Annotated in this window: 25 protein-coding genes; 19 read left to right on the top strand and 6 right to left on the bottom strand. The window is 71.7% G+C overall.

The window, feature by feature from the left end; translation table 11 throughout:
- Window positions 1-203: 203 nt before the first annotated feature.
- From rpsM to truA, 5 genes are all read left to right on the top strand, one after another.
- Window positions 204-584 (top strand): 30S ribosomal protein S13, encoded by a 381-nt coding sequence (rpsM, locus tag ACYBSK_RS33810; protein WP_306320981.1) that lies wholly within the window; start codon window positions 204-206, stop codon window positions 582-584.
- 64 nt (window positions 585-648) lie between these two features.
- Window positions 649-1053 carry a 30S ribosomal protein S11 gene (rpsK, locus tag ACYBSK_RS33805; protein WP_003948617.1) on the top strand — a complete coding sequence of 135 codons (405 nt, stop codon included), beginning with the start codon at window positions 649-651 and terminating at the stop codon, window positions 1051-1053.
- Between the two features lie 142 nt (window positions 1054-1195).
- Complete coding sequence (locus tag ACYBSK_RS33800; protein ID WP_003966937.1) at window positions 1196-2218, top strand: DNA-directed RNA polymerase subunit alpha; 1023 nt, start codon at window positions 1196-1198, stop codon at window positions 2216-2218.
- 171 nt (window positions 2219-2389) lie between these two features.
- Window positions 2390-2884 carry a 50S ribosomal protein L17 gene (gene rplQ, locus ACYBSK_RS33795; RefSeq protein WP_457481074.1) on the top strand — a complete coding sequence of 165 codons (495 nt, stop codon included), beginning with the start codon at window positions 2390-2392 and terminating at the stop codon, window positions 2882-2884.
- A 92-nt stretch (window positions 2885-2976) separates the two neighbouring features.
- Window positions 2977-3831 (top strand): tRNA pseudouridine(38-40) synthase TruA, encoded by an 855-nt coding sequence (gene truA / locus ACYBSK_RS33790; RefSeq protein WP_457481073.1) that lies wholly within the window; start codon window positions 2977-2979, stop codon window positions 3829-3831.
- A 24-nt stretch (window positions 3832-3855) separates the two neighbouring features.
- On the opposite strand, the gene ACYBSK_RS33785 is transcribed toward truA, so the two are convergent.
- Window positions 3856-4704 (bottom strand): hypothetical protein, encoded by an 849-nt coding sequence (locus tag ACYBSK_RS33785; protein ID WP_460244379.1) that lies wholly within the window; start codon window positions 4702-4704, stop codon window positions 3856-3858.
- A 290-nt stretch (window positions 4705-4994) separates the two neighbouring features.
- On the opposite strand from ACYBSK_RS33785, the gene rplM reads away from it, so the two are divergent.
- From rplM to glmM, 3 genes are all read left to right on the top strand, one after another.
- Window positions 4995-5438, top strand: a complete 444-nt coding sequence (gene rplM, locus ACYBSK_RS33780; protein ID WP_457481071.1) for a 50S ribosomal protein L13 — start codon at window positions 4995-4997, stop codon at window positions 5436-5438.
- 44 nt (window positions 5439-5482) lie between these two features.
- On the top strand, window positions 5483-6004 hold the full coding sequence (rpsI, locus tag ACYBSK_RS33775; protein ID WP_457481070.1) for a 30S ribosomal protein S9: 522 nt from the start codon (window positions 5483-5485) through the stop codon (window positions 6002-6004).
- A 100-nt stretch (window positions 6005-6104) separates the two neighbouring features.
- Window positions 6105-7463: a phosphoglucosamine mutase gene (gene glmM / locus ACYBSK_RS33770; protein ID WP_457481069.1), complete on the top strand. Its 1359-nt coding sequence runs from the start codon at window positions 6105-6107 to the stop codon at window positions 7461-7463.
- A 15-nt stretch (window positions 7464-7478) separates the two neighbouring features.
- On the opposite strand, the gene ACYBSK_RS33765 is transcribed toward glmM, so the two are convergent.
- Together ACYBSK_RS33765 and coaA are read right to left on the bottom strand one after the other, a co-directional pair.
- Entirely contained in the window at window positions 7479-8429 is a 951-nt protein-coding gene (locus ACYBSK_RS33765; RefSeq protein ID WP_457481068.1) for a DUF389 domain-containing protein, read from the bottom strand.
- 16 nt (window positions 8430-8445) lie between these two features.
- On the bottom strand, window positions 8446-9459 hold the full coding sequence (gene coaA / locus ACYBSK_RS33760) for a type I pantothenate kinase (RefSeq protein WP_457481067.1): 1014 nt from the start codon (window positions 9457-9459) through the stop codon (window positions 8446-8448).
- Between the two features lie 176 nt (window positions 9460-9635).
- Between coaA and ACYBSK_RS33755 the strand changes: the two genes are divergently transcribed.
- Together ACYBSK_RS33755 and ACYBSK_RS33750 are read left to right on the top strand one after the other, a co-directional pair.
- Window positions 9636-9881, top strand: a complete 246-nt coding sequence (locus ACYBSK_RS33755; protein WP_460244378.1) for a hypothetical protein — start codon at window positions 9636-9638, stop codon at window positions 9879-9881.
- Between the two features lie 27 nt (window positions 9882-9908).
- The gene (locus tag ACYBSK_RS33750) at window positions 9909-10280 is read left to right on the top strand and encodes a holo-ACP synthase (RefSeq protein ID WP_457481065.1); all 372 of its coding nucleotides are present in this window, start codon (window positions 9909-9911) and stop codon (window positions 10278-10280) included.
- A 13-nt stretch (window positions 10281-10293) separates the two neighbouring features.
- On the opposite strand, the gene ACYBSK_RS33745 is transcribed toward ACYBSK_RS33750, so the two are convergent.
- Window positions 10294-11733 (bottom strand): NAD(P)H-hydrate dehydratase, encoded by a 1440-nt coding sequence (locus tag ACYBSK_RS33745; RefSeq protein WP_460244377.1) that lies wholly within the window; start codon window positions 11731-11733, stop codon window positions 10294-10296.
- A 102-nt stretch (window positions 11734-11835) separates the two neighbouring features.
- On the opposite strand from ACYBSK_RS33745, the gene alr reads away from it, so the two are divergent.
- The 3 genes from alr to tsaE all read left to right on the top strand — a co-directional run bounded on the left by alr (window position 11836) and on the right by tsaE (window position 14923).
- Window positions 11836-13002: an alanine racemase gene (gene alr / locus ACYBSK_RS33740; RefSeq protein ID WP_460244376.1), complete on the top strand. Its 1167-nt coding sequence runs from the start codon at window positions 11836-11838 to the stop codon at window positions 13000-13002.
- 159 nt (window positions 13003-13161) lie between these two features.
- On the top strand, window positions 13162-14409 hold the full coding sequence (locus ACYBSK_RS33735) for an alpha/beta fold hydrolase (RefSeq protein WP_460244375.1): 1248 nt from the start codon (window positions 13162-13164) through the stop codon (window positions 14407-14409).
- Window positions 14372-14923: a tRNA (adenosine(37)-N6)-threonylcarbamoyltransferase complex ATPase subunit type 1 TsaE gene (tsaE, locus tag ACYBSK_RS33730; protein WP_460244374.1), complete on the top strand. Its 552-nt coding sequence runs from the start codon at window positions 14372-14374 to the stop codon at window positions 14921-14923. The genes ACYBSK_RS33735 and tsaE overlap by 38 nt, the downstream gene beginning before the upstream one ends.
- Window positions 14924-15334: 411 nt before the next feature.
- Here tsaE and ACYBSK_RS33725 read toward each other — a convergent pair whose 3' ends face one another.
- A complete protein-coding gene (locus ACYBSK_RS33725; protein WP_460244373.1) occupies window positions 15335-15889 on the bottom strand; it encodes a hypothetical protein in 555 nt (184 codons plus the stop codon).
- Between the two features lie 116 nt (window positions 15890-16005).
- Here ACYBSK_RS33725 and tsaB point away from each other — a divergent pair, with 116 nt between their 5' ends.
- The 6 genes from tsaB (at window position 16006) to ACYBSK_RS33695 (ending at window position 20365) form a co-directional block, all read left to right on the top strand.
- A complete protein-coding gene (tsaB, locus tag ACYBSK_RS33720; RefSeq protein ID WP_460244372.1) occupies window positions 16006-16662 on the top strand; it encodes a tRNA (adenosine(37)-N6)-threonylcarbamoyltransferase complex dimerization subunit type 1 TsaB in 657 nt (218 codons plus the stop codon).
- 26 nt (window positions 16663-16688) lie between these two features.
- Window positions 16689-17168 carry a ribosomal protein S18-alanine N-acetyltransferase gene (rimI, locus tag ACYBSK_RS33715; protein WP_457481944.1) on the top strand — a complete coding sequence of 160 codons (480 nt, stop codon included), beginning with the start codon at window positions 16689-16691 and terminating at the stop codon, window positions 17166-17168.
- Complete coding sequence (tsaD, locus tag ACYBSK_RS33710) at window positions 17161-18261, top strand: tRNA (adenosine(37)-N6)-threonylcarbamoyltransferase complex transferase subunit TsaD (RefSeq protein ID WP_457481058.1); 1101 nt, start codon at window positions 17161-17163, stop codon at window positions 18259-18261. The genes rimI and tsaD overlap by 8 nt, the downstream gene beginning before the upstream one ends.
- Window positions 18258-18506, top strand: coding sequence for a hypothetical protein (locus ACYBSK_RS33705; protein WP_457481057.1), 249 nt, complete (start codon window positions 18258-18260; stop codon window positions 18504-18506). The genes tsaD and ACYBSK_RS33705 overlap by 4 nt, the downstream gene beginning before the upstream one ends.
- A 143-nt stretch (window positions 18507-18649) precedes the next feature.
- Window positions 18650-19006: a YciI family protein gene (locus tag ACYBSK_RS33700; protein ID WP_457481056.1), complete on the top strand. Its 357-nt coding sequence runs from the start codon at window positions 18650-18652 to the stop codon at window positions 19004-19006.
- Between the two features lie 102 nt (window positions 19007-19108).
- Window positions 19109-20365, top strand: a complete 1257-nt coding sequence (locus ACYBSK_RS33695; RefSeq protein WP_460247151.1) for an RNA polymerase sigma factor — start codon at window positions 19109-19111, stop codon at window positions 20363-20365.
- A 103-nt stretch (window positions 20366-20468) separates the two neighbouring features.
- Here the strand turns inward: ACYBSK_RS33695 and ACYBSK_RS33690 are convergent, their stop codons facing one another.
- A complete protein-coding gene (locus tag ACYBSK_RS33690; protein WP_460244371.1) occupies window positions 20469-21680 on the bottom strand; it encodes a class I SAM-dependent methyltransferase in 1212 nt (403 codons plus the stop codon).
- Window positions 21681-21715: the final 35 nt, after the last annotated feature.

Raw genomic sequence — 21715 nt, 5'->3', positions numbered from 1 at the left:
CCTTTACTGCAGTTCGTTCGCAGAGTTCGCGCGACGCAGCACATTGAGTACATACGCAGAGCCCGCCTGCGGTGGTCACCACCACCGTGGCGACACCTTCGGTCGGAGGCCGAGGACCCAGTCCGTACCGCACTTCCCCTTCGGGGGGCCGGCGGCTGGGAGTGGTTCTGCTGCAGACCTCCGAGAATCAACAGGAGCCATGAATGGCACGCGTTGAAGGTGTTGACCTCCCGCGCGAGAAGCGCATCGAGGTTGCCCTCACCTACGTGTTCGGCATCGGCCGCACGCGCGCCCAGCAGACGCTGGACGCGATCGGTGTCGACCGCAACATCCGCGTTCGCGACATCTCCGAGGAAGACCTCGTGAAGATCCGCGAGTACGTGGACCAGAACTTCCAGACCGAGGGTGACCTCCGTCGCGAGATCCAGGCCGACATCCGCCGCAAGGTCGAGATCGGTTGCTACCAGGGTCTGCGTCACCGTCGTGGCCTGCCGGTCCACGGCCAGCGCACCAGCACGAACGCTCGTACCCGCAAGGGCCCGCGTCGCGCCATCGCCGGTAAGAAGAAGCCGGGCAAGAAGTAGTCCACAGCGGACGCTTTTCAGCGGTCTTCGCTGTAGGACCGACCACCTCCCGTAGGAGAACGACATGCCCCCCAAGGGACGTCAGGGCGCTGCCAAGAAGGTGCGCCGCAAGGAAAAGAAGAACGTCGCTCACGGCCACGCCCACATCAAGAGCACGTTCAACAACACGATCGTGTCCATCACGGACCCGACCGGCAACGTGATCTCGTGGGCCTCCGCCGGCCACGTCGGCTTCAAGGGCTCCCGCAAGTCCACGCCGTTCGCCGCGCAGATGGCCGCCGAGTCGGCTGCCCGTCGCGCGCAGGAGCACGGCATGCGCAAGGTCGACGTGTTCGTCAAGGGCCCGGGTTCGGGTCGCGAGACCGCCATCCGTTCGCTTCAGGCGACCGGTCTTGAGGTCGGCTCCATCCAGGACGTCACGCCCACCCCGCACAACGGCTGCCGTCCGCCCAAGCGTCGCCGCGTCTGACCCTCGGGTCGTCGCAGGCCGCTTGGTCTGAGGTTTTCGGGCGGTACGGCTCTCGTCTCTTGTACGAGGCCGTGCCGCCCGTACCATTGCAGTACTGGTCGGGCATCAAATAGTGGGTGCCCACGACTGAAGGATTCACTTCATGCTGATTGCTCAGCGTCCCTCGTTGACCGAAGAGGTCGTCGACGAGTTCCGCTCCCGGTTCGTGATCGAGCCGCTGGAGCCGGGCTTCGGTTACACCCTCGGCAACTCCCTCCGCCGTACCCTCCTGTCCTCGATCCCGGGTGCCGCTGTCACCTCGATCCGGATCGACGGCGTGCTGCACGAGTTCACCACCGTGCCGGGCGTCAAGGAGGACGTCACCGACCTGATCCTCAACATCAAGCAGCTGGTCGTCTCCTCGGAGCACGACGAGCCGGTCGTGATGTACCTGCGCAAGCAGGGCCCGGGTCTGGTCACCGCCGCCGACATCGCGCCCCCGGCCGGTGTCGAGGTGCACAACCCCGACCTCGTCCTCGCCACGCTCAACGGCAAGGGCAAGCTGGAGATGGAGCTGACCGTCGAGCGCGGTCGCGGCTACGTCTCCGCCGTCCAGAACAAGCAGGTCGGTCAGGAGATCGGGCGCATCCCGGTCGACTCGATCTACTCGCCGGTTCTCAAGGTGACGTACAAGGTCGAGGCCACGCGTGTCGAGCAGCGCACCGACTTCGACAAGCTGATCGTCGACGTCGAGACCAAGCAGGCCATGCGCCCGCGTGACGCCATGGCGTCCGCCGGCAAGACCCTGGTCGAGCTGTTCGGTCTCGCCCGCGAGCTGAACATCGACGCCGAGGGCATCGACATGGGTCCGTCCCCGACGGACGCCGCGCTCGCCGCCGATCTGGCGCTGCCGATCGAGGAGCTGGAGCTCACCGTTCGGTCGTACAACTGCCTCAAGCGCGAGGGCATCCACTCCGTGGGTGAGCTCGTCGCCCGCTCCGAGGCCGACCTGCTCGACATCCGCAACTTCGGTGCGAAGTCGATCGACGAGGTCAAGGCCAAGCTCGCGGGCATGGGCCTGGCGCTCAAGGACTCGCCTCCCGGGTTCGACCCGACCGCCGCCGCCGACGCCTTCGGCGCCGACGACGACGCGGACGCCGGCTTCGTGGAGACCGAGCAGTACTGAGACGCTCCGCTTCGGCGGGCGGATCATTCGCTGCGTGGAGCCGTGGTTGCGGTTTGCGCAGTTCCCCGCGCCCCCTATCGGGGGCTCGGGGTCTCCGACGGGCAATCCTGCTCGCTCGGATACTGACCCTGGTACCTAGTACGGCCGGGGCAGACACCAAGGAGAAACACCATGCCGAAGCCCGCCAAGGGTGCCCGTCTGGGCGGCAGCGCCGCGCACGAGAAGCTGCTCCTCGCGAACCTCGCGAAGAACCTCTTCGAGCACGGCAAGATCACGACGACCGAGGCCAAGGCCCGTCGTCTGCGTCCGTACGCGGAGCGTCTGGTCACCAAGGCGAAGAAGGGCGACCTTCACAACCGCCGTCAGGTGCTCCAGGTCATCACGGACAAGGGCGTCGTCCACACGCTCTTCACCGAGATCGCCCCGCGCTACGAGAACCGTCCGGGTGGCTACACCCGTATCACCAAGATCGGTAACCGCCGTGGCGACAACGCGCCCATGGCTGTCATCGAGCTGGTCGAGGCCCTGACGGTCGCGCAGGAGGCCACCGGTGAGGCCGAGGCCGCCACCAAGCGTGCCGCCAAGGACGCCGAGGCCACCGAGGCGAAGACCGAGGCTCCGGCCGAGGCCGCCGAGGCTCCGGCCGAGGAGTCGAAGGACGCCTGAGGCTGACGCCTTGTGTGTGAGCGGGCCCGCCCTTTCGGGGCGGGCCCGCTTTCCGTTTCTCCCGCTTCCCGTTTCCCGTGAAGGATTTTGTTGTGAGTGATGAGGTGGCCGAGGGGTTCGTGCGGCTGCGGCTCGACGTGAGTTACGACGGCAGGGACTTCTCCGGATGGGCCAAGCAGGCCTCCGGGCGGCGGACCGTGCAGGGGGAGATCGAGGACGCGCTCCGCACGGTGACGCGGTCCACGACGACGTACGACCTGACGGTCGCCGGGCGGACCGATGCCGGGGTGCACGCGCGGGGCCAGGTCGCGCACGTGGACCTGCCGGCGGAGCTGTGGGCCGAGCACCGGGAGAAGCTGCTGAAGCGGCTCGCGGGGCGGCTGCCGAAGGACGTCCGGGTGTGGTCGGTGGCCGAGGCGCCGAGCGGGTTCAACGCGCGGTTCTCGGCGATCTGGCGGCGGTACGCGTACCGCGTCACGGACCACCCGGGCGGTGTCGATCCGCTGCTGCGCGGTCACGTGCTGTGGCACGACTGGCCGCTGGACGTCGATGCCATGAACGAGGCCGCCGGGCGGCTGCTCGGGGAGCACGACTTCGCCGCCTACTGCAAGAAGCGCGAGGGCGCGACGACCATCCGTACGCTCCAGGAGCTGAGCCTCGTGCGCGGCGAGGACGGGATCGTCACCGCGACCGTGCGGGCCGACGCCTTCTGCCACAACATGGTGCGCTCGCTCATCGGGGCGCTGCTGTTCGTGGGCGACGGGCACCGGCCGGCGGACTGGCCGGGCAAGGTGCTCGCCGCCGGGGTGCGGGACTCCGCGGTGCACGTGGTGCGCCCGCACGGGCTGACGCTGGAGGAGGTCGGGTACCCGGCCGACGAGCTGCTCGCCGCGCGCAACAAGGAGGCGCGCAACCGGCGGACGCTGCCGGGCGCCGGCTGCTGCTGAGGCGGGCGCCCGGGGCGGCGGGGGTCAGCCCGCCGTCGCCGCCGCGGACGCCTGGACCTCGCCGCGCCGCTTGATCTGCTGGAAGGTGTACTCCTGGAGGTCGTCACCGAGCGCGAACACCGTGGTGTCCTGCTTCGTGGCGTCCTTGCCGTTGGTGAGGCCGCCGTTGGTGAAGTACGCGTAGCGGCCCACCGAGTTCGCGGTCTGCCGGCACACCGTGGTGCGGCAGAACGTGGGCACGCCGGAGCCGGGCAGCGAGACGACCGTGCCGTCGAAGTCGTACTGGTCCTTGGCCTTCGTCGCCTGCGCCTTCGTCTTGAACACGGCGACACCGATGGTGACCGCGGAGTCGCCCTTGTAGTACGTGGCGCGGATCATCTGGTCGCAGCCGTTGCCGCTGAGGATGCCGGCCAGGCCCTTCTGGGCGGCGGACGCGCAGTTCGTGGTGCGGGCCGTGGCGCCCCGCTTGTAGACGCGCTCGCCGATGGTGAGCGTCTTCATCGGGAAGAGCGAGTCCGCGGTGAGTGGGGCCTTGTCCTTGGCGGCGCTGTTGATGAAGTCGTTCGGGTCGAGCGGGGGCGGCGGGGTCGTCGCGTCGAAGGACGGCCCTCCCGACTTGCCCGCGCTGGGGATGTCTGCGGTGCCCGGCAGCTGCTCGGCCGGTTTGTTCGCGGCCTCGTTCTTGCTGTTCGCCGATACGATTCCCCAGGCCACCGCCGAACCGACGGCGAGCGTGGCGACCGCGGCGCCGCCGATGATCAACCAGCGCTTCTTGCGCGCGCGTGCCTCTGATGCTTCCGCGAGCGACGCCCAGTCGGGGGTCGACCCGCCGTCATTGGGCCCCCACGGGGATCCCCCTTGCCCGAAACTCATGGGGCGCATCTTAGAGGTACGGCCTTGTGGGGCGCCGCCCTCGGCCCTCCGGTTCCGCGGGGCCCACGCGTTTTGACCCGCACAGGGCCACCCGGGTATTCTCGGCGGTTGTTATACGTATTGGCTTGGTCGTTCTCACGCGCAAAGCCCTTACGTAGGTTCCCTGGAGCAGTTACCAGTGGCTCGCATACGGGTTAGCGTCCCCGGCTTCTGTGAGCCCCAGCTGCATGATCGCTTCAGCGGTGCCGTGTGTCAGCACCCCATTCACTGAGAAGCGAAGGCATACGACCGTGCGTACGTACAGCCCCAAGCCCGGCGACATCACTCGCCAGTGGCACGTCATTGACGCTCAGGACATCGTCCTGGGCCGTCTGGCGACCACCGCCGCCAGCCTCCTGCGCGGCAAGCACAAGCCGACCTATGCGCCGCACATGGACATGGGCGACTTCGTCGTCATCATCAACGCCGACAAGGTGCACCTGTCCGGCAACAAGCGGACCCAGAAGATGGCGTACCGCCACTCCGGGTACCCGGGCGGCCTCCGTTCCGTCCGCTACGACGAGCTTCTGGAGAAGAACCCGGAGAAGGCCGTCGAGAAGGCCATCAAGGGCATGCTTCCCAAGAACACGCTCGGCCGTCAGATGCTCTCGAAGCTGAAGGTCTACTCGGGCGACCAGCACCCGCACGCTGCCCAGCAGCCGGTGCCGTTCGAGATCACCCAGGTCGCGCAGTAGTTCCGGCCACACCCCCTAAGACAGAAAAGAATCTGAGGAGAATCGTGGCCGAGACCACTGCCGAGACGCCGGTCGAAGAGACCGAGATCGTCGACGTCGAGAGCTACACCACCGAGTCGGACGCGCCCGTCGAGGGCGAGTACACCTCGGAGTCCAACCCCGCCCGCTTCGGTGACCCGCAGCCGGCCGCCGGCCTGGGCCGCCGCAAGAACGCCATCGCGCGCGTTCGCATCGTGCCCGGCACCGGCAAGTGGAAGGTCAACGGGCGCACGCTCGAGGACTACTTCCCGAACAAGGTGCACCAGCAGGAAGTCAACGAGCCCTTCAAGGTGCTCGAGCTCGACGGCCGCTACGACGTCATCGCCCGCATCGCGGGTGGCGGCGTCTCCGGCCAGGCCGGTGCCCTGCGCCTCGGCGTGGCCCGCGCGCTGAACGAGGCCGACGTGGACAACAACCGCGGCGCCCTCAAGAAGGCCGGTTACCTCCGCCGCGACGACCGTGCGGTCGAGCGCAAGAAGGCCGGTCTGAAGAAGGCCCGCAAGGCCCCGCAGTACAGCAAGCGCTAAATCTCGCTGCCCTGCTTGCTTTTCCCGTTCGCCCCGGCGGCACCTTTCGTGCCGCCGGGGCGTTCGGCTTATGTCGATGTGAAGGTTCGGAGGACTTCAAGTGGGACGACTCTTCGGCACGGACGGCGTGCGCGGTGTCGCCAACGCGGATCTGACGGCGGAGCTCGCGCTCGGTCTGTCGGTCGCGGCGGCGCATGTACTGGGCGAGGCCGGCAGTTTCGAGGGCCATCGCCCGGTGGCCGTCGTCGGCCGTGATCCGCGGGCCTCGGGCGAGTTCCTGGAGGCCGCCGTCGTCGCGGGCCTGGCCAGCGCCGGAGTGGACGTGCTGCGCGTCGGCGTGCTGCCGACGCCCGCGGTGGCGTATCTGACCGGATCGCTCGGCGCGGACCTCGGCGTGATGCTCTCCGCGAGCCACAACGCGATGCCGGACAACGGCATCAAGTTCCTCGCCCGCGGCGGCCACAAGCTGGACGACGCCCTTGAGGACCGCATCGAGACGATCTACGAGGAGCACCGCACCGGCGCCCCGTGGAACCGCCCGACGGGCGCCGGCGTCGGCCGCGTGAAGTCGTACGACGCGGGGCTCGACCAGTACATCGCGCACCTCGTGGGCGTGCTGCCGAACCGGATCGAGGGCCTGAAGATCGTCCTCGACGAGGCGCACGGCGCGGCCTCCCGGGTCTCCCCGGAGGCCTTCACGCGCGTCGGTGCCGAGGTCGTCACGATCGGCGCCGAGCCCGACGGCCTCAACATCAACGACGGCTGCGGTTCGACCCACCTCGACCTGCTGAAGGCCGCCGTCGTCGAGCACGGGGCCGACTTCGGCATCGCGCACGACGGGGACGCCGACCGCTGCCTGGCCGTGGACCACACCGGCTCCGAGGTGGACGGCGACCAGATCATGGCGGTGCTCGCGCTCGACATGAAGGAGCGCGGCGTACTGCGCGACGACACCGTTGTCGCCACCGTCATGTCGAACCTGGGGCTGAAGCTGGCGATGGAGCGCGAGGGCATCAACCTCGTGCAGACCGCCGTCGGCGACCGGTACGTCCTGGAGAACATGAAGGAGAACGGGTTCGCGCTCGGCGGCGAGCAGTCCGGCCACGTCATCGTTCTCGACCACGCCACGACCGGTGACGGAACGCTGACGGGCCTGCTGCTCGCGGCGCGCGTCGCGCAGACCGGGCGGACGCTGAAGGACCTGGCGGGCGTCATGGAGCGGCTGCCGCAGGTGCTCATCAACGTGCCGGACGTCGACAAGTCCCGCGTCACCACGTCCGCGGAGCTCCAGTCGGCCGTGGCGGACGCGGAGCGGGAGCTCGGCGCGACCGGGCGGGTGCTGCTGCGCTCCTCCGGCACCGAGCCGCTGGTGCGGGTCATGGTGGAGGCGGCCGACATCGGGCAGGCCCGGTCCGTGGCGGAGCGCCTGGCCGACGTCGTGAAGTCGGCGCTCGGCTAGTCCTCTCGGACCTGGTCAGGCCGTGGCGGACTTCCTGGCGGTGCGTTCACGCTGCTTGGCCCAGAAGTACTTCTGGGCGAGGAGCGTGAACGTACCGGCGAGGACGATGCCCAGCAGGTTCAGCAGCAGTTGCTGAGTCGAGCCCCACGTCTGTTTCATGTCGCCGTAGCTGAGGGCCACCGCGGCGTTCGCCGCCGCCGGAACCGTGGTCACCGAGATCGCGACGCCCACGAGCGCCCCGGACTTCGCCGAGGTCAGCGAGAGCGTGCCGGCCGCGCCCGCGAGCACGGCCACCACGAACGAGAACCAGTCGGGCGCGTAGACGAACCCGGTGTTGGGGCGGTCGCCCTCCAGCTTGCCCTCGCTGAACAGGTTCACGGCGTCCATGAAGTAGCTGAAGCCCACCGTCACCGCCATCGCCACCGCGAAGCCGACGAGCAGGGCGACCAGGGAGCGCCACGCCAGGCGCGGCGAGCGCCGCACCAGCGCCGTGCAGAACCCGGCGAGCGGGCCGAACTCCGGGCCGACCGCCATCGCGCCCACGATCAGAATCGCGTTGTCGAGCACGACACCGCAGGCCGCGATCATCGTGGCGATCACGAGGAACGCCACGTACGTGACGGTCAGCGTGGACTCCTCGTGCGTGGCGTCCGCCAGCTGCTCCCACAGCACCGCGTCCGCGCCCTCGCCCGGCGCCTCGTCCTCCGCCTCGTCGGCGCGCTTCGACAGCGACAGGTCGATGTTCTCGACGGAGATCGAGCCCGTCCTGTCGATGCCCAACTCCCGCAACGCGCCGATGAGTTCGTCTCCGGCCTCGCGGGCGACGTCGCACATGACGACGTCCCCCGACGGGTTGCGGGCACAGCCCGGCAGCACCACGAGATGCGTGGTGCCGGTCGTCTCCTCGATCAGACGCACCGCGTCGTCCGTGGTCCCGGGCGGCGTGATCAGGCGCAGATGCAGCATGCGCGCAGAGTAGTCGCTACAGCTTGCGCAGACGCAGCCGCTGCACCTTGTGGTCGGGGCCCTTGCGGATGACGAGTCCGGCGCGGCCGCGGGTGGGGGCCACGTTCTCCAGCAGGTTGACCTTGTTGATGGTGCGCCAGGTGGTGCGCGCGTAGTCGAGGGCCTCCTCCTCGGAGACCTGCGTGTACTTGCGGAAGTACGAGGACGGGTCCTGGAAGGCCGTCGCGCGCAGCTTGCGGAACCGGTTCAGGTACCAGGCCTCGATGTCCTCGGCGCGCGCGTCGACGTACACGCTGAAGTCGAAGTAGTCGGCGAGGCCGACGCGGGTGCGGCCGTCCTTGCCGGGCAGCGCGGGCTGGAGCACGTTCAGGCCCTCGACGATCAGGATGTCGGGGCGGCGCACCACGAGCTTCTCGCCGGGCACGATGTCGTAGATCAGGTGCGAGTAGACGGGGGCGGTGACCTCGTCCTTGCCGGCCTTGATGTCGGCGACGAAGCGGGTCAGGGCGCGCCGGTCGTAGGACTCGGGGAAGCCCTTGCGGGACATCAGGCCGCGGGCCTGGAGCTCCTTGGTGGGGAGCAGGAAGCCGTCGGTCGTGACCCGCTCCACGCGCGGGTGCTCCGGCCAGCGGGAGAGCAGGGCCTGGAGGAGGCGGGCGACGGTCGACTTGCCGACCGCGACGGAGCCGGCGACTCCTATGACGAAGGGGGTGCCGGACTGGGCGGCCTTCTTGTTGGTCTGGCCGAGGAACGTGTTCAGCGCCCCGCGCAGGCCGTCGGTCGCGCCCACGTACAGGTTCAGCAGGCGGGACAGCGGCAGATAGATGTCGCGGACCTCGTCCAGGTCGATCACGTCACCGAGGCCGCGCAGCCGGTCCAGCTCCTCGGCGGTCAGCGGCAGGGGCGTCTTGTCGCGCAGCGCGCTCCATTCCGTGCGGGTCAGGTCGACGTAGGGAGTCGCCTCCGGCCTGGGCCGGTGGGCGCTCCGGGAGGACGACGGTGTCTTGGGCTCGGAGATCGGAGAGATCACAGTCCATTGTTACGGCTGTGTGGCCTCGGACGGCAGGTGGGGTGTGTCACGCCGGGCGGGACGGGTACCCCGTTCGTCACAGCTTCGCCACAGGCATGGACCCTTTGTGAGGGGCGGCGATAGGTTTTCGGCACCCGTGGGGAGGGACGCTGCCGGCGGGGCGGGAGGGGACCGTGATGACCGTGCTTCGTGTGCCGAAATTCGCCCGCCGCAAGCCGGTGGACGCGTACGCCATGGACGACTGGGCGGACCAGGTGGGCAGTGAGCTCGCGCTGGAGCTGCCCGACGAGGACATAGCCGAGGACCTGGACGACTGCCTCGACTTCTACCGCTTCGGCAGCAAGCCGCGCTGCGAAGAGGCCGAGTACCTGTCCCTGGTGCAGGACGCGCGGGACCGGATCGCCCAGGGGCGGACGGCCTGACTCGGGGGCGACCGTAAGGTCTGCTGCATGAGCATCATCGGGGTCGGTATCGACGTGGCCGAGATCGAGCGGTTCGCGGCGTCGCTGGAGCGTACGCCGAGCATGGCCGCGCGGCTGTTCCTGGACGACGAGCTGCTGCTGCCCAGCGGGGAGCGGCGCGGTGTCGCCTCGCTCGCCGCCCGGTTCGCGGCGAAGGAGGCCGTCGCCAAGGCGCTCGGCGCGCCCGCCGGGCTGCGCTGGACCGACGCCGAGGTCTGGGTCGAGGACAGCGGGCAGCCCCGGCTGCGGGTGACGGGGACCGTGGCGGCGCGGGCGGCCGAGCTGGGGGTGCGGGGGTTCCACGTGTCGCTCAGCCATGACGCGGGGGTCGCGTCGGCGGTGGTGGTGGCGGAGGGGTAGCGGCGGCCGCTGTTCAGCGGTTCTCCGTGACGTCCCGCCAGGCGTTCCTGAGCGCGCCCGCCACGTCCTGCGCCGAGATCGGCGCGCCGTCCGCCGCGTGCCGGGCCGCGAGGCCGTGCAGGTGGGCGCCGACCGAGGCGGCGTCCAGGGGGTCGAGGCCCGTCGCGAGGAGCGAGCCGGTCAGCCCGGAGAGGACGTCGCCGCTGCCGGCCGTGGCGAGCCAGGCGGTGCCGGTGGGGTTGGCGCGGACCGGGCGCGTGCCGTCGGGCGGGGCGACGAGGGTGGTCGAGCCCTTCAGGAGGACCGTGGCGTCGTAGCGGCCCGCCAACTCCCGTACGGAGTCGAGGCGTTCGGACTCCACCTCGGCGCGCGTCACCCCGAGGAGCGCCGCCGCCTCGCCCGCGTGCGGGGTCAGCACGGTGGGGGCCGTGCGGGCGCGTACCGTCGCCCGCTCCGCGAGGCGCAGGCCGTCCGCGTCGATGAGGACCGGGACGTCCGAGGCCAGGACGTCGTGCAGGCCCGAGGCGTCGTCGCCGAGGCCGGGGCCGATCACCCATGCCTGGACCCGGCCCGCCTTCGCCGGTGGCCCCGCCGAGACCAGCGTCTCCGGGAACCGGGCGAGCACCGCGTCCGCGGCCGGACCCACGTAACGCACCGCGCCCGCCCCGCCGTGCAGCGCCCCCGCCACGGCCAGGACCGCCGCGCCGGGGTAGCGGGCCGAGCCCGCGACGATGCCGACGACGCCGCGCCGGTACTTGTCGCTCTCGCCGGTGGGCGCGGGCAGCAGGGCCGCCACGTCCGCGTACTGGAGCGCCTCCAGCTCCGCCTGGGCCGCGCCGAGTTCGAGGCCGATGCCGACGAGGCGCAGGGCGCCCGCGTACGCGCGGGCCGGGTCGATCAGGAGGCCCGGCTTGTACGTTCCGAAGGTCACGGTCGCGTCGGCGCGCACGGCCTCGCCGTGCACCTGGCCGGTGTCGGCGTCGACGCCGCTCGGCAGGTCGACGGAGACGACCGTGCCCCGAGCGGCGTCGGCCAGTTCGGCCGCGCGGGGGCGCAGGCCGCCCTTGCCGCCGATGCCGACGATGCCGTCCACGACGAGGTCGGCGCGGGCGACCAGCTCCGGCGCGTTCTCGACCTGCGCGTCCAGGAGCGCCCCGCCCGCCGCCCGCAGGGCCGCGATGCCCCCGGAGTGCGCCCGCTCCGGGGAGAGGAGCAGCGCCGTGACGCCCGCGCCCCGGCGGGCCAGGCGCGCGCCCGCGTACAGGGCGTCCCCGCCGTTGTCGCCCGAGCCGACGAGGAGGGTGACGCGGGAGCCGTAGACCTTGCCGAGGAGGTCGGCGCAGGCCGTGGCGAGGCCGGCGGCGGCGCGCTGCATCAGCGCGCCCTCGGGCAGGCGCGCCATCAGCTCGCGTTCGGCGGACCGGACCGTTGCTGTGTCGTGGGCGAGTCGCATGCCTTCGAGTGTCCCTCAGGGGCGCCGCCCCGGCCCGCAGGGATTTGTGACGGATTGCCCAACGGACGGCGTCTCCCTGGCCTCTGAGACACTGACCTCACCATGAACGAGAACGTGACTGCCCCGCTCCGCGCCCGCGCCGAGATCGATCTGGCCGCGCTCAAGGCCAACGTCGGGGCCCTGCGCGCCCATGCGCCCGGGGCCGCGTTCATGGCCGTGGTGAAGGCGGACGCGTACGGGCACGGCATGCTCCCCGTCGCGCGGGCCGCGAAGGAGGCGGGCGCCGAGTGGCTGGGGGCCGCCACCCCCGAGGAGGCGCTGGAGCTGCGGGCCGCCGGGCTGACCGGGCGGGTCCTGTGCTGGCTGTGGGTGCCGGGCGGGCCCTGGCGGGAGGCCGTCGAGGCCGACATCGACGTGTCCGTCAGCGGGATGTGGGCGCTGCGGGAGGTCGTCGACGCCGCGCGGGCGGCCGGGCGGGTCGCGCGGATCCAGCTCAAGGCGGACACCGGCCTCGGGCGCAACGGGTGCCTGCCCGGCGACTGGCCGGAACTCGTGCGCGAGGCGCTCGCCACGCAGGCCGCCGGGTTCGTGAACGTCACCGGGCTCTGGTCGCACTTCGCGTGCGCCGACGAGCCGGGCCACCCCTCCATCGCCGCCCAGCTCTCCGTCTTCCGCGAGATGGTCGCGTACGCGGAGGGCGCGGGCGTCACCCCCGAGGTGCGGCACATCGCCAACTCCCCGGGGACGCTGACCCTTCCCGAGACCCACTTCGACCTCGTCCGCCCCGGCATCGCGATGTACGGGATCGCGCCGAGCCCCGAGGTCGGCACGCCCGGCGACTTCGGGCTGCGCCCCGTGATGACGCTCAAGGCGAGTCTGGCGCTCGTGAAGCACGCGCCGGGTGGACTCGGCGTCAGTTACGGGCATCACTACGTCACACCGGGCGAGACGACGCTCGGTCTCGTCCCGCTCGGATACGCGGACGGCATCCCGCGGCACGCCTCCGGCACCGGCCCCGTCCTGATCGCCGGCAAGCGGCGCACGGTCGCGGGGCGGGTGGCCATGGACCAGTTCGTCGTGGACCTCGGCGGCGACGAGCCGGCCGCCGGGGACGAGGCGGTGCTCTTCGGCCCCGGTGATCTCGGCGAGCCGACCGCCGAGGACTGGGCGGTCGCGGCGGGCACCATCGCGTACGAGATCGTGACGCGGATCGGATCCCGCGTACCGCGCGTCTACGTGGACGGGGCGGACGGCGGCGCGCGGGCGTGACCAGCGTCACGGCCTGAGCGTCCCCGGACGGGGCCGTGCGAGCCGCCACCATGTGAAGCGCGAACAGAACGGCACATCGGGGAACCCTTCAACGGGAACTCCACCACCGGACACCCGACAGCCGGGACGCGGAGCACGGCGCGACAAGGGGAGCGGCACGTGAGCGAGACCAGCGCACAGGCCACGGCGGCGGTCGTCGAGGCGGCGGACGCCGCCGCCTCGGGGAGCTGGCGGCGGGCCGGCCTCGCGGGCGCCGCGATAGGAGTGGTCGCCGCCGGGGCCGCCGCGGGCGTCGCCATCGAGCGGCTGACCGTGGGGCGCGGCATGCGCAAGAAGGCCCGGCTCGCCCTCGACGCCTCGGGCCCCTACGGAGCGCTGCGCGGCGTCCCCGGGAAGGCGTACGCCGAGGACGGCACCGAGCTGTACTACGAGGTCGAGGAGGTGGACCCGGAACTCGCCGGTGGCGCGGGGCCGCGGCGGCGCCGCCTGTTCGGCCGCAAGGCCCCGGCGCCCGTCACCGTCGTCTTCAGCCACGGCTACTGCCTCAGCCAGGACTCCTGGCACTTCCAGCGTGCGGCCCTGCGCGGCGTCGTCCGCTGCGTGTACTGGGACCAGCGCAGCCACGGGCGGTCGGGGCGCGGCGCCGAGCAGGTCGAGGACGGGGTGCCCGTCTCCATCGACCGGCTCGGCCGCGACCTGAAGGCCGTCATCGACGCGGCGGCGCCCGAGGGCCCGCTCGTCCTCGTCGGCCACTCCATGGGCGGCATGACCGTGATGGCGCTCGCCGACCAGTGCCCGGACCTGGTGCGCGAGCGGGTCGTGGGCGTCGCCCTCGTGGGGACGTCGTCGGGGAACCTCGGTGAGGTCAACTACGGGCTTCCGGTGGCCGGCGTGAACGCGGTGCGGCGGGTGCTGCCCGGTGTGCTGAAGGTGCTCGGGCAGCGGGCCGAGCTGGTGGAGAAGGGGCGGCGGGCCACGGCCGACCTCTTCGCCGGGATCATCAAGCGGTACTCGTTCGCCTCGCGGGACGTCGATCCGGCGGTCGCGCGGTTCGCCGAGCGGATGATCGAGGGGACGCCGATCGACGTGGTCGCGGAGTTCTACCCGGCGTTCGAGGAGCACGACAAGGCAGCCGCCCTGGAGCGGTTCGCGCAGCTGCCCGTGCTCGTGCTCTCCGGCGAGCACGACCTGGTCACGCCGAGCGGTCACAGCGAGGCGATCGCGGCGCTGCTGCCGGACGCGGAGTTCGTGCTCGTGCCGGACGCCGGGCATCTGGTGATGCTGGAGCACCCCGAGGCCGTGACCGACCGGATGGCGGACCTGCTGGTGCGTGCGGGAGCCGTGCCGACAGCCGCTACCGTGGGGATTTATGGAGACACCGGCAGCACCGCACGACCCGGCGGCTGAGTCCGCGGACCCGACCGCCACCACCCCCGTCAACACGGTCACCGTCACCGTCAACTCCCCGGACGAGATGCGGGAGTTGGGGCTCGCCCTGGCCAAACAGGTGCGCCCCGGCGACCTCGTCATGCTCACCGGCGAGCTCGGCGCGGGCAAGACGACGCTGACGCGCGGGCTCGGCGCGGGCATGGGGGTGCGGGGCGCCGTGACCTCGCCGACGTTCGTGATCGCCCGGGTGCATCCGCCGCTCGGCGAGGGGCCGGCGCTGGTGCACGTCGACGCGTACCGGCTCGGGGGCGGGCTCGACGAGATGGAGGACCTCGACCTCGACGTCTCGCTGCCCGATTCCGTGGTCGTCGTGGAGTGGGGCGACGGCAAGGTCGAGGAGCTGTCCGACGACCGGCTGCACGTGGTGATCGACCGGGCCACCGGGGACACGACGGACGAGGTGCGGGTCGTGACGCTGCACGGGGTCGGGGAGCGGTGGAGCGGGGCGGACCTGGGGGCGGTCGCGGGCTGAGCCCTCGTACGGCGTACGTGTTCCGTGCGTTGCCCGTACGTGTTCTTTATTCCGACAGCGCGTCGGCAAATTCTTGCGCGGCGCGCCTTCGGCGTGTTCACATGGAGGCCGGTGCTGGTTAGGTCTACCTAACCAGGTCCCTTCGACTGCCGCCTGGAGGTATCCATGTCGACTTCGGAACGTGACGGTGTGCGTGCAGTGTCGATGCGGGAGTTGTTGGTGGCGTGTGGGGCGGCGCGGGTCGTTTCCACGCCGCCGGTCGCGCCCGCGAGGTGTGCGGAGCCCTTGGTGCGGCGGGACGTGGTTGCGGACGCGGGGCTCCGCCCCGGACCCCGCTCCTCAATCGCCGGAGGGGCTTGAAAGGGAGTCCGGTCGGGCTTGGAAGGGGCGGCCGGTCGGGTTTGAAGGTTGCTACTTGACGACGACGACCTTGACGCCGATCGTTGCGAAGTTCCACATCGCCGTGGCGTCCTTGCGGGACTCGCGGATGCCGCCGGTCTGCTTGGCGGGGTCGGGGGCGGCCGTGGAGCCGTTGACGGCGGCGCTGAAGCCGATCGCGATGCCGTTGGTGGTGGTGAAGCGGACCACGTGTTCGATGGGGACGCCGTCGGTGCCGGTGACGGAGCCGGAGCGGGAGGTCACCGAGTAGGCGCCGGGCGTCGGGTCCACCGTGCCGGGGGTCACCTCGAACGTCGACTGCGTCTTGTTGTCCTCGCCGACCAGCCACACCCGGTCGGCGTCCAGCGCGTACACGACGCGCTCGCCCTTGCCGGACCCGGCGGGCAGCGCCTTCGGGTCCGTCTTCTTCTTGGGCGTCTTCGACGCGGACGCGGAGGGCGACGTGTCCTGCTTGCCCTCGGCGAGGTTCTCCGGCGCGTTCGCCGACGCCTGGAAGGCGAGGAAGCCCACCACGGCGAGTGCCCCCGCCGTGAGCGCGGTCACGAATCCGGTGCTGCTCCGTGCCACCAGGTGCCTGCCTCTCAAGTTCGAACCTCAGGGTGACGGTAGCAGTCGGGCCCCGGCCGCCCGCGGCTTGGCGGAGCGCGGACGTGTCCGCCTCCCCGGAGTCGTAGGCTGTTCGCGTGCTGTTGCTCGCTCTGGATACCGCCACCCCCGCCGTCACCGTCGCCCTGCACGACGGGACATCCGTCGTCGCCGAGTCGAGTCAGGTGGACGCCCGCAGACACGGGGAACTGCTGCTGCCCGCCGTCGACCGGGTACTCACCGAGGCCGGCGCCCGGCTCGACGCCGTCACCGGCATCGTCGTGGGCGTGGGACCGGGCCCCTACACGGGGCTGCGGGTCGGACTGATGACCGCCGACACGTTCGGGCTCGCGCTCGGGGTGCCCGTGCACGGCGTGTGCACGCTCGACGGGCTCGCCTACGAGGCGCGGGACATCGAGGGGCCCTTCGTCGTCGCCACGGACGCGCGGCGCAAGGAGGTGTACTGGGCGCGCTACGACGATGCGCGGACCCGGGTCACCGACGCCGCCGTCGACCGGCCCGCCGACATCGCCGGGGCCGTCGCCGGGCTGCCCGCCGTGGGCGCCGGGGCGCTGCTGTACCCGGAGACGTTCCCGGACGCGCGCGGACCCCAGCACGTGTCGGCCGCCGCGCTCGCGGCCCTCGCCGCCGAGAAGCTGGCGGCGGGCGAGGAACTGCTCGAACCGCGCCCCCTCTATCTGCGCCGCCCCGACGCGCAGGTGCCCAAGAACTACAAGGTGGTCACCCCCAAGTGACGGCCGTGGACGCATCGTTGCGCGAGATGCGGTGGTGGGACATCGACCCCGTACTCGTCCTGGAGAAGGCGCTGTTCCCGGACGACGCCTGGTCGCGCGGCATGTTCTGGTCCGAGCTGGCGCACGCGCGCGGGGTCGGCTCGACGCGGCGGTACGTCGTCGCGTACGAGGGCGAGCGGCTGGTCGGGTACGGGGGCGTCGCCGCCTCCGGGGACCTGGCGGACATCCAGACCATCGCCGTCGACCGCGACCACTGGGGCACCGGGCTCGGCGCCCGGCTGCTCACCGAGCTGCTGCGGCACGCCACGGCCTTCGAGGTCGACCAGGTGATGCTCGAAGTGCGCGTCGACAACACGCGGGCGCAGAAGCTGTACGAGCGCTTCGGCTTCGAGCCGATCGGCTTCCGGCGCGGCTACTACCAGCCCGGCAACGTGGACGCGCTCGTGATGCGCCTGAACACCCACACCGCAAGTGACTCACTGAGTGAAGAGAAGAACCATGGCTGACGAACCGCTCGTCCTCGGTATCGAGACCTCCTGCGACGAGACCGGCGTCGGCATCGTCCGCGGCACCACCCTGCTCGCCGACGCCGTCGCCTCCAGCGTCGACGAACACGCCCGCTTCGGCGGCGTCGTCCCCGAGGTCGCCTCCCGCGCGCACCTGGAGGCGATGGTCCCCACGATCCAGCGCGCCCTGAAGGACGCGGGCGTCACGGCGAAGGACCTCGACGGGATCTCCGTCACGGCCGGGCCGGGGCTCGCGGGCGCGCTGCTGGTCGGGGTCTCGGCCGCCAAGGCGTACGCCTACGCGCTCGGCAAGCCGCTCTACGGCGTCAACCACCTCGCCTCGCACATCTGCGTCGACCAGCTGGAGCACGGCACGCTGCCCGAGCCGACGATGGCGCTGCTGGTGTCGGGCGGGCACTCGTCGCTGCTGCTCTCCACCGACATCACGTCCGACGTACGGCCCCTCGGCGCGACCATCGACGACGCGGCCGGCGAGGCCTTCGACAAGATCGCGCGGGTGCTGAACCTCGGGTTCCCGGGCGGGCCCGTCATCGACCGGTACGCGAAGGAGGGCGACCCGAACGCGATCGCCTTCCCGCGCGGGCTCACCGGGCCGCGCGACCCGGCGTACGACTTCTCCTTCTCCGGCCTGAAGACGTCCGTGGCCCGGTGGATCGAGGCCAAGCGGGCGGCCGGCGAGGACGTGCCGGTGCGCGACGTGTCGGCGTCCTTCCAGGAGGCCGTCGTCGACGTGCTGACCCGCAAGGCCGTCCGGGCCTGCAAGGACGAGGGCGTCGACCACCTGATGATCGGCGGCGGTGTCGCCGCCAACTCGCGGCTGCGCGCCCTCGCCGAGGAGCGCTGCGAGAAGGCCGGGATCCGTCTTCGGGTGCCGCGCCCCAAGCTGTGCACGGACAACGGCGCGATGGTCGCCGCCCTCGGCGCCGAGATGGTCGCCCGCAACCGGACGCCGTCCTCGTGGGACCTGCCGGCCGACTCCTCCCTCCCGGTGACGGAACCGCACGTGCCGGGCCACGGCGGGCACCACCACGACCACGTGCACGAGGTCAGCAAGGAGAACCTGTACTCGTGACCGTCGCGCTGATGTGGGAGGCCCGCGCCGTCGACGGCCGCGGGGAAGAGCTGCTGGCCTGGGCGAAGGCGCAGGTCCTGGAGCGGGAGCCGGAGCGCCGGGAGACGTTCCGCGCCCCCCAGGACCGCGTCCTCGTCATCACCTGGTGGAACGCCCCGTACGACGCCGACCTCCCCGAACTGCCGGAGCCCGACGCGTCGTTGGTGACGCGGACGGTGCACCGGTGGAGGTTCGAGGCGGCCTGACCGGGCGGCGTGGCGGGCGGTCGCGGGGCCCCGAAAAAAATTCTTCGAGAAAGTTCGGCGGACGTGTCGATCCGGGCGGAGCCCGTTCGACGCAGGGGTGAGAGGCCGGAAGAGCCGGCCGTTCGCCAGTACGGGAGATCACCATGCCGCGCTACCTGACCATGGTCCGCGTCGACGAGAGCAACGCCCCCGCCGAAGGACCCAGCGAGGAGCTGATGCAGCGCATGGGGGCGCTCCTCGAAGAGATGACGAAGGCGGGCGTGCTGCTCGACACCGCCGGGCTCACGCCGTCCGCGCAGGGCAAGCGGGTGCACTACGAGAAGGGCGAGATCAGCGTCACCGACGGGCCCTTCACCGAGACCAAGGAGGTCGTCGGCGGCTACGCGATCCTCCAGACCAAGGACGAGGCCGAGTGCCTGGAGTGGGCCAAGCGGTTCCTGACGGTCCACGAGGAGCACTGGACCGTCACCTCCGAGATCCGGGAGATCGTGGAGGGCTGAGCCGCCCGAACGCCTTGGCCCGGCGCCGTCCGCGGTGTCTGATGGTGGGTCGTGACAGCACAGCACGGGGCCACGGCCCACACCGTCGAGACCGTCTTCCGCATGGAGGCGCCGCGCATCATCGCGGCCGTCACCCGCGTCGTCCGCGACGTCGGCATCGCGGAGGAACTGGCCCAGGACGCCCTGGTCGCCGCCCTGGAGCAGTGGCCGCGGGACGGCGTCCCCGACAAGCCGGGCGCCTGGCTCACGGCCACCGCCAGGCACCGCGCCGTCGACCTCGTGCGCCGCCGCGAGAACTACGCCCGCAAGCTCCAGGAGGTCGGCCGGGCCACGGAGTTCGCGTACGAGGAGCCGGGCGTCACGGACCCCGACGACATCGACGACGACCTCCTGCGCCTCGTCTTCATGAGCTGCCACCCCGTGCTGTCCGCCGAGGCCCGCGTCGCCCTCACCCTGCGGCTGCTCGGCGGCCTGACCACGGCCGAGATCGCCCGCGCGGTCCTCGCCCCCGAGGCGACCGTCGCCCAGCGCATCGTCCGCGCCAAGCGCACCCTCGCCACGAAGAACGTCGCCTTCGACGTCCCGTACGGCCCGGACCGCGAGGCCCGGCTCGGCTCCGTCCTCGAAGTCATCTACCTCGTCTTCAACGAGGGCTACGCGGCCACCGCCGGCGACGACTACCTCCGGCCCGCCCTGTGCGAGGACGCGCTGCGGCTCGCCCGCGTCCTCCAGTCGCTGATGCCGAAGGAACCCGAAGTGCACGGTCTGGCCGCGCTGTTGGAGCTCCAGTCGTCCCGCTCCGCCGCCCGGACCGGACCGGACGGGGCGCCCGTCATGCTCAAGGACCAGAACCGGACGCGCTGGAACAAGCTCCTGATCCGCCGCGGGTTCGCCGCGCTCGGCCGGGCCGACGCGGTGTCCTCCGGGGCGCCGGGTCCGTACGTGCTGCAAGCCGCGATCGCCGCCTGTCACGCCCACGCGTACGCCTACGAGGAGACCGACTGGGCGCGGATCGCCACGCTGTACGGGATGCTCGCGGCCCGCGCGCCCTCACCGGTGGTCGAGCTGAACCGGGCGGTCGCGGTGTCGATGGCCGAGGGGCCGGGCGCGGCGCTCGCGATCGTGGACGGTCTGGCCGGTGAACCCGCGCTGCGGGACTACCACTTGCTGGCCAGCGTGCGGGGCGATCTGCTGGAGCGGTTGGGGCGGGGGGAGGAGGCGCGGGCCGAGTTCGGGCGGGCGGCCTACCTCACCCGCAACGAGCGCGAACGCGAGTACTTGCTGGGCCGCTCAAGCCCCTCTGGCGAGTGCCACTCAAGCGGCTCCGGCGATGGCCGTTCAAGCCCCTCCGGCGATTGAGGAGCGGGGTCCGGGGCGGAGCCCCGAGGCGTCGGCCACGGAGCCGCCTGCTCAATCGCCGCAGGGGCTCAAAGGATTGGGGCTCCGCCCCATGCCCCGCTCCTCAATCGCCGGAGGGGCTTGAAGGGGTGGGGCTTGAATGGCCCACCAGCATGGTGGGGGCGCCCGCCACCCGCGTCAGGAAGACCGTGGCGGACGCCTTCCCGTACGGCTTGGGCATGGCCTTGCGGCGGAGCTCCTCCGGTTCGACCGCCGAGCCCCGCTTCTTGACCGTGAGGACGCCGACGCCCCGCTCCCGCAGCAGCGCCTTCAACTTCTTCACGTTGAAGGGGAGTTGGTCGGTGATCTCGTACGCCGAGGCGTAGGGCGTGGGGTGGAGGGCGTCGGACGTCACGTACGCGATCGTCTCGTCGAGGAGCCCGCCGCCGACCTCCTCGGCCACCTCGGCGACCAGATGCGCCCGGATGACCGCGCCGTCCGGCTCGTACAGGTACCGCCCGACGGGGCGCACGCCGGGGTCGGGCAGCCCGCGCCCGGTGAGCGCCCGCGGACCCGGCAGCAGCGTCGCTCGCATCCGCCCGGGGACGGTTCCGAACCACAGCACGGCCTCCTTCACGTCACCCCCGTCCGAGATCCACTCCGCGTCGGCCTGAGCCGGAATCGCCTCGTGCGGGATGCCCGGCGCGATCTTCAGCGCGGCGCGCGGCGCCGTGAGCGCCGCGGACACGGCCCAGGACAGGGGAGGGGAGTAGGCCTCGGGGTCGAAGACGCGGCCGCGGCCGCCCCGCCGCGCGGGGTCCACGAACACCGCGTCGTACCCGGACGTGTCCACCTCGGTCACATCCGCCTCACGCACCTCGATGAGGTCGGCGAGCCCGAGCGCCTCCGCGTTCGCCCGCGCCACGGCGCAGGTCAGCGGGTCCCGGTCGACGGCCAGCACGGAGATCCCCGCGCGGGCGAGCGCGATCGCGTCGCCGCCGATGCCGCAGCACAGATCGGCCACGGACCGTACGCCCAGGTCCTGGAACACCCGCGCCCGGTGCGTCGCCACGCTCGTCCGCGTCGACTGCTCCACGCCGTTCGGCGTGAAGTACATCCGCGACGCGTCCTCGGCCCCGAACTTCGCCGCCGCCCGCTGCCGCAGCCGCGCCTGCGCGAGCGCCGCGGAGACCAGCGCGGCCGGGTGGTCGCGGCGCAGCTTCGTGGCGAGCGCGAGTTCCTGGGACGGGTCGTGGTCGCGGAGTTCGGCGAGCAGGGCCCGGCCCTCGGGGGTCAGCAGGGCGGAGAAGTCGGCGGGGTCGTTCACCTGCCCCATTGTGGGCCAGGCGGGCGACGGTGCGCGCCAGGCGG

The organism is Streptomyces sp. BYX5S, from assembly GCF_054724165.1.
The sequence above is the reverse complement of the archived record's forward strand: the minus strand, read 5'-3'. Positions and strand labels throughout refer to the sequence as shown.

Coding starts and splice junctions, on each gene's coding strand:
- rpsM (WP_306320981.1), top strand. CDS start 204: ATGGCACGCGTTGAAGGTGTTGACCTCCCGCGCGAGAAGCGCATCGAG.
- rpsK (WP_003948617.1), top strand. CDS start 649: ATGCCCCCCAAGGGACGTCAGGGCGCTGCCAAGAAGGTGCGCCGCAAG.
- ACYBSK_RS33800 (WP_003966937.1), top strand. CDS start 1,196: ATGCTGATTGCTCAGCGTCCCTCGTTGACCGAAGAGGTCGTCGACGAG.
- rplQ (WP_457481074.1), top strand. CDS start 2,390: ATGCCGAAGCCCGCCAAGGGTGCCCGTCTGGGCGGCAGCGCCGCGCAC.
- ACYBSK_RS33785 (WP_460244379.1), bottom strand. CDS start 4,704: ATGAGTTTCGGGCAAGGGGGATCCCCGTGGGGGCCCAATGACGGCGGG.
- ACYBSK_RS33765 (WP_457481068.1), bottom strand. CDS start 8,429: ATGCTGCATCTGCGCCTGATCACGCCGCCCGGGACCACGGACGACGCG.
- ACYBSK_RS33755 (WP_460244378.1), top strand. CDS start 9,636: ATGACCGTGCTTCGTGTGCCGAAATTCGCCCGCCGCAAGCCGGTGGAC.
- ACYBSK_RS33750 (WP_457481065.1), top strand. CDS start 9,909: ATGAGCATCATCGGGGTCGGTATCGACGTGGCCGAGATCGAGCGGTTC.
- ACYBSK_RS33745 (WP_460244377.1), bottom strand. CDS start 11,733: ATGCGACTCGCCCACGACACAGCAACGGTCCGGTCCGCCGAACGCGAG.
- alr (WP_460244376.1), top strand. CDS start 11,836: ATGAACGAGAACGTGACTGCCCCGCTCCGCGCCCGCGCCGAGATCGAT.
- tsaE (WP_460244374.1), top strand. CDS start 14,372: ATGGAGACACCGGCAGCACCGCACGACCCGGCGGCTGAGTCCGCGGAC.
- rimI (WP_457481944.1), top strand. CDS start 16,689: ATGCGGTGGTGGGACATCGACCCCGTACTCGTCCTGGAGAAGGCGCTG.
- tsaD (WP_457481058.1), top strand. CDS start 17,161: ATGGCTGACGAACCGCTCGTCCTCGGTATCGAGACCTCCTGCGACGAG.
- ACYBSK_RS33700 (WP_457481056.1), top strand. CDS start 18,650: ATGCCGCGCTACCTGACCATGGTCCGCGTCGACGAGAGCAACGCCCCC.
- ACYBSK_RS33695 (WP_460247151.1), top strand. CDS start 19,109: ATGGAGGCGCCGCGCATCATCGCGGCCGTCACCCGCGTCGTCCGCGAC.
- ACYBSK_RS33690 (WP_460244371.1), bottom strand. CDS start 21,680: ATGGGGCAGGTGAACGACCCCGCCGACTTCTCCGCCCTGCTGACCCCC.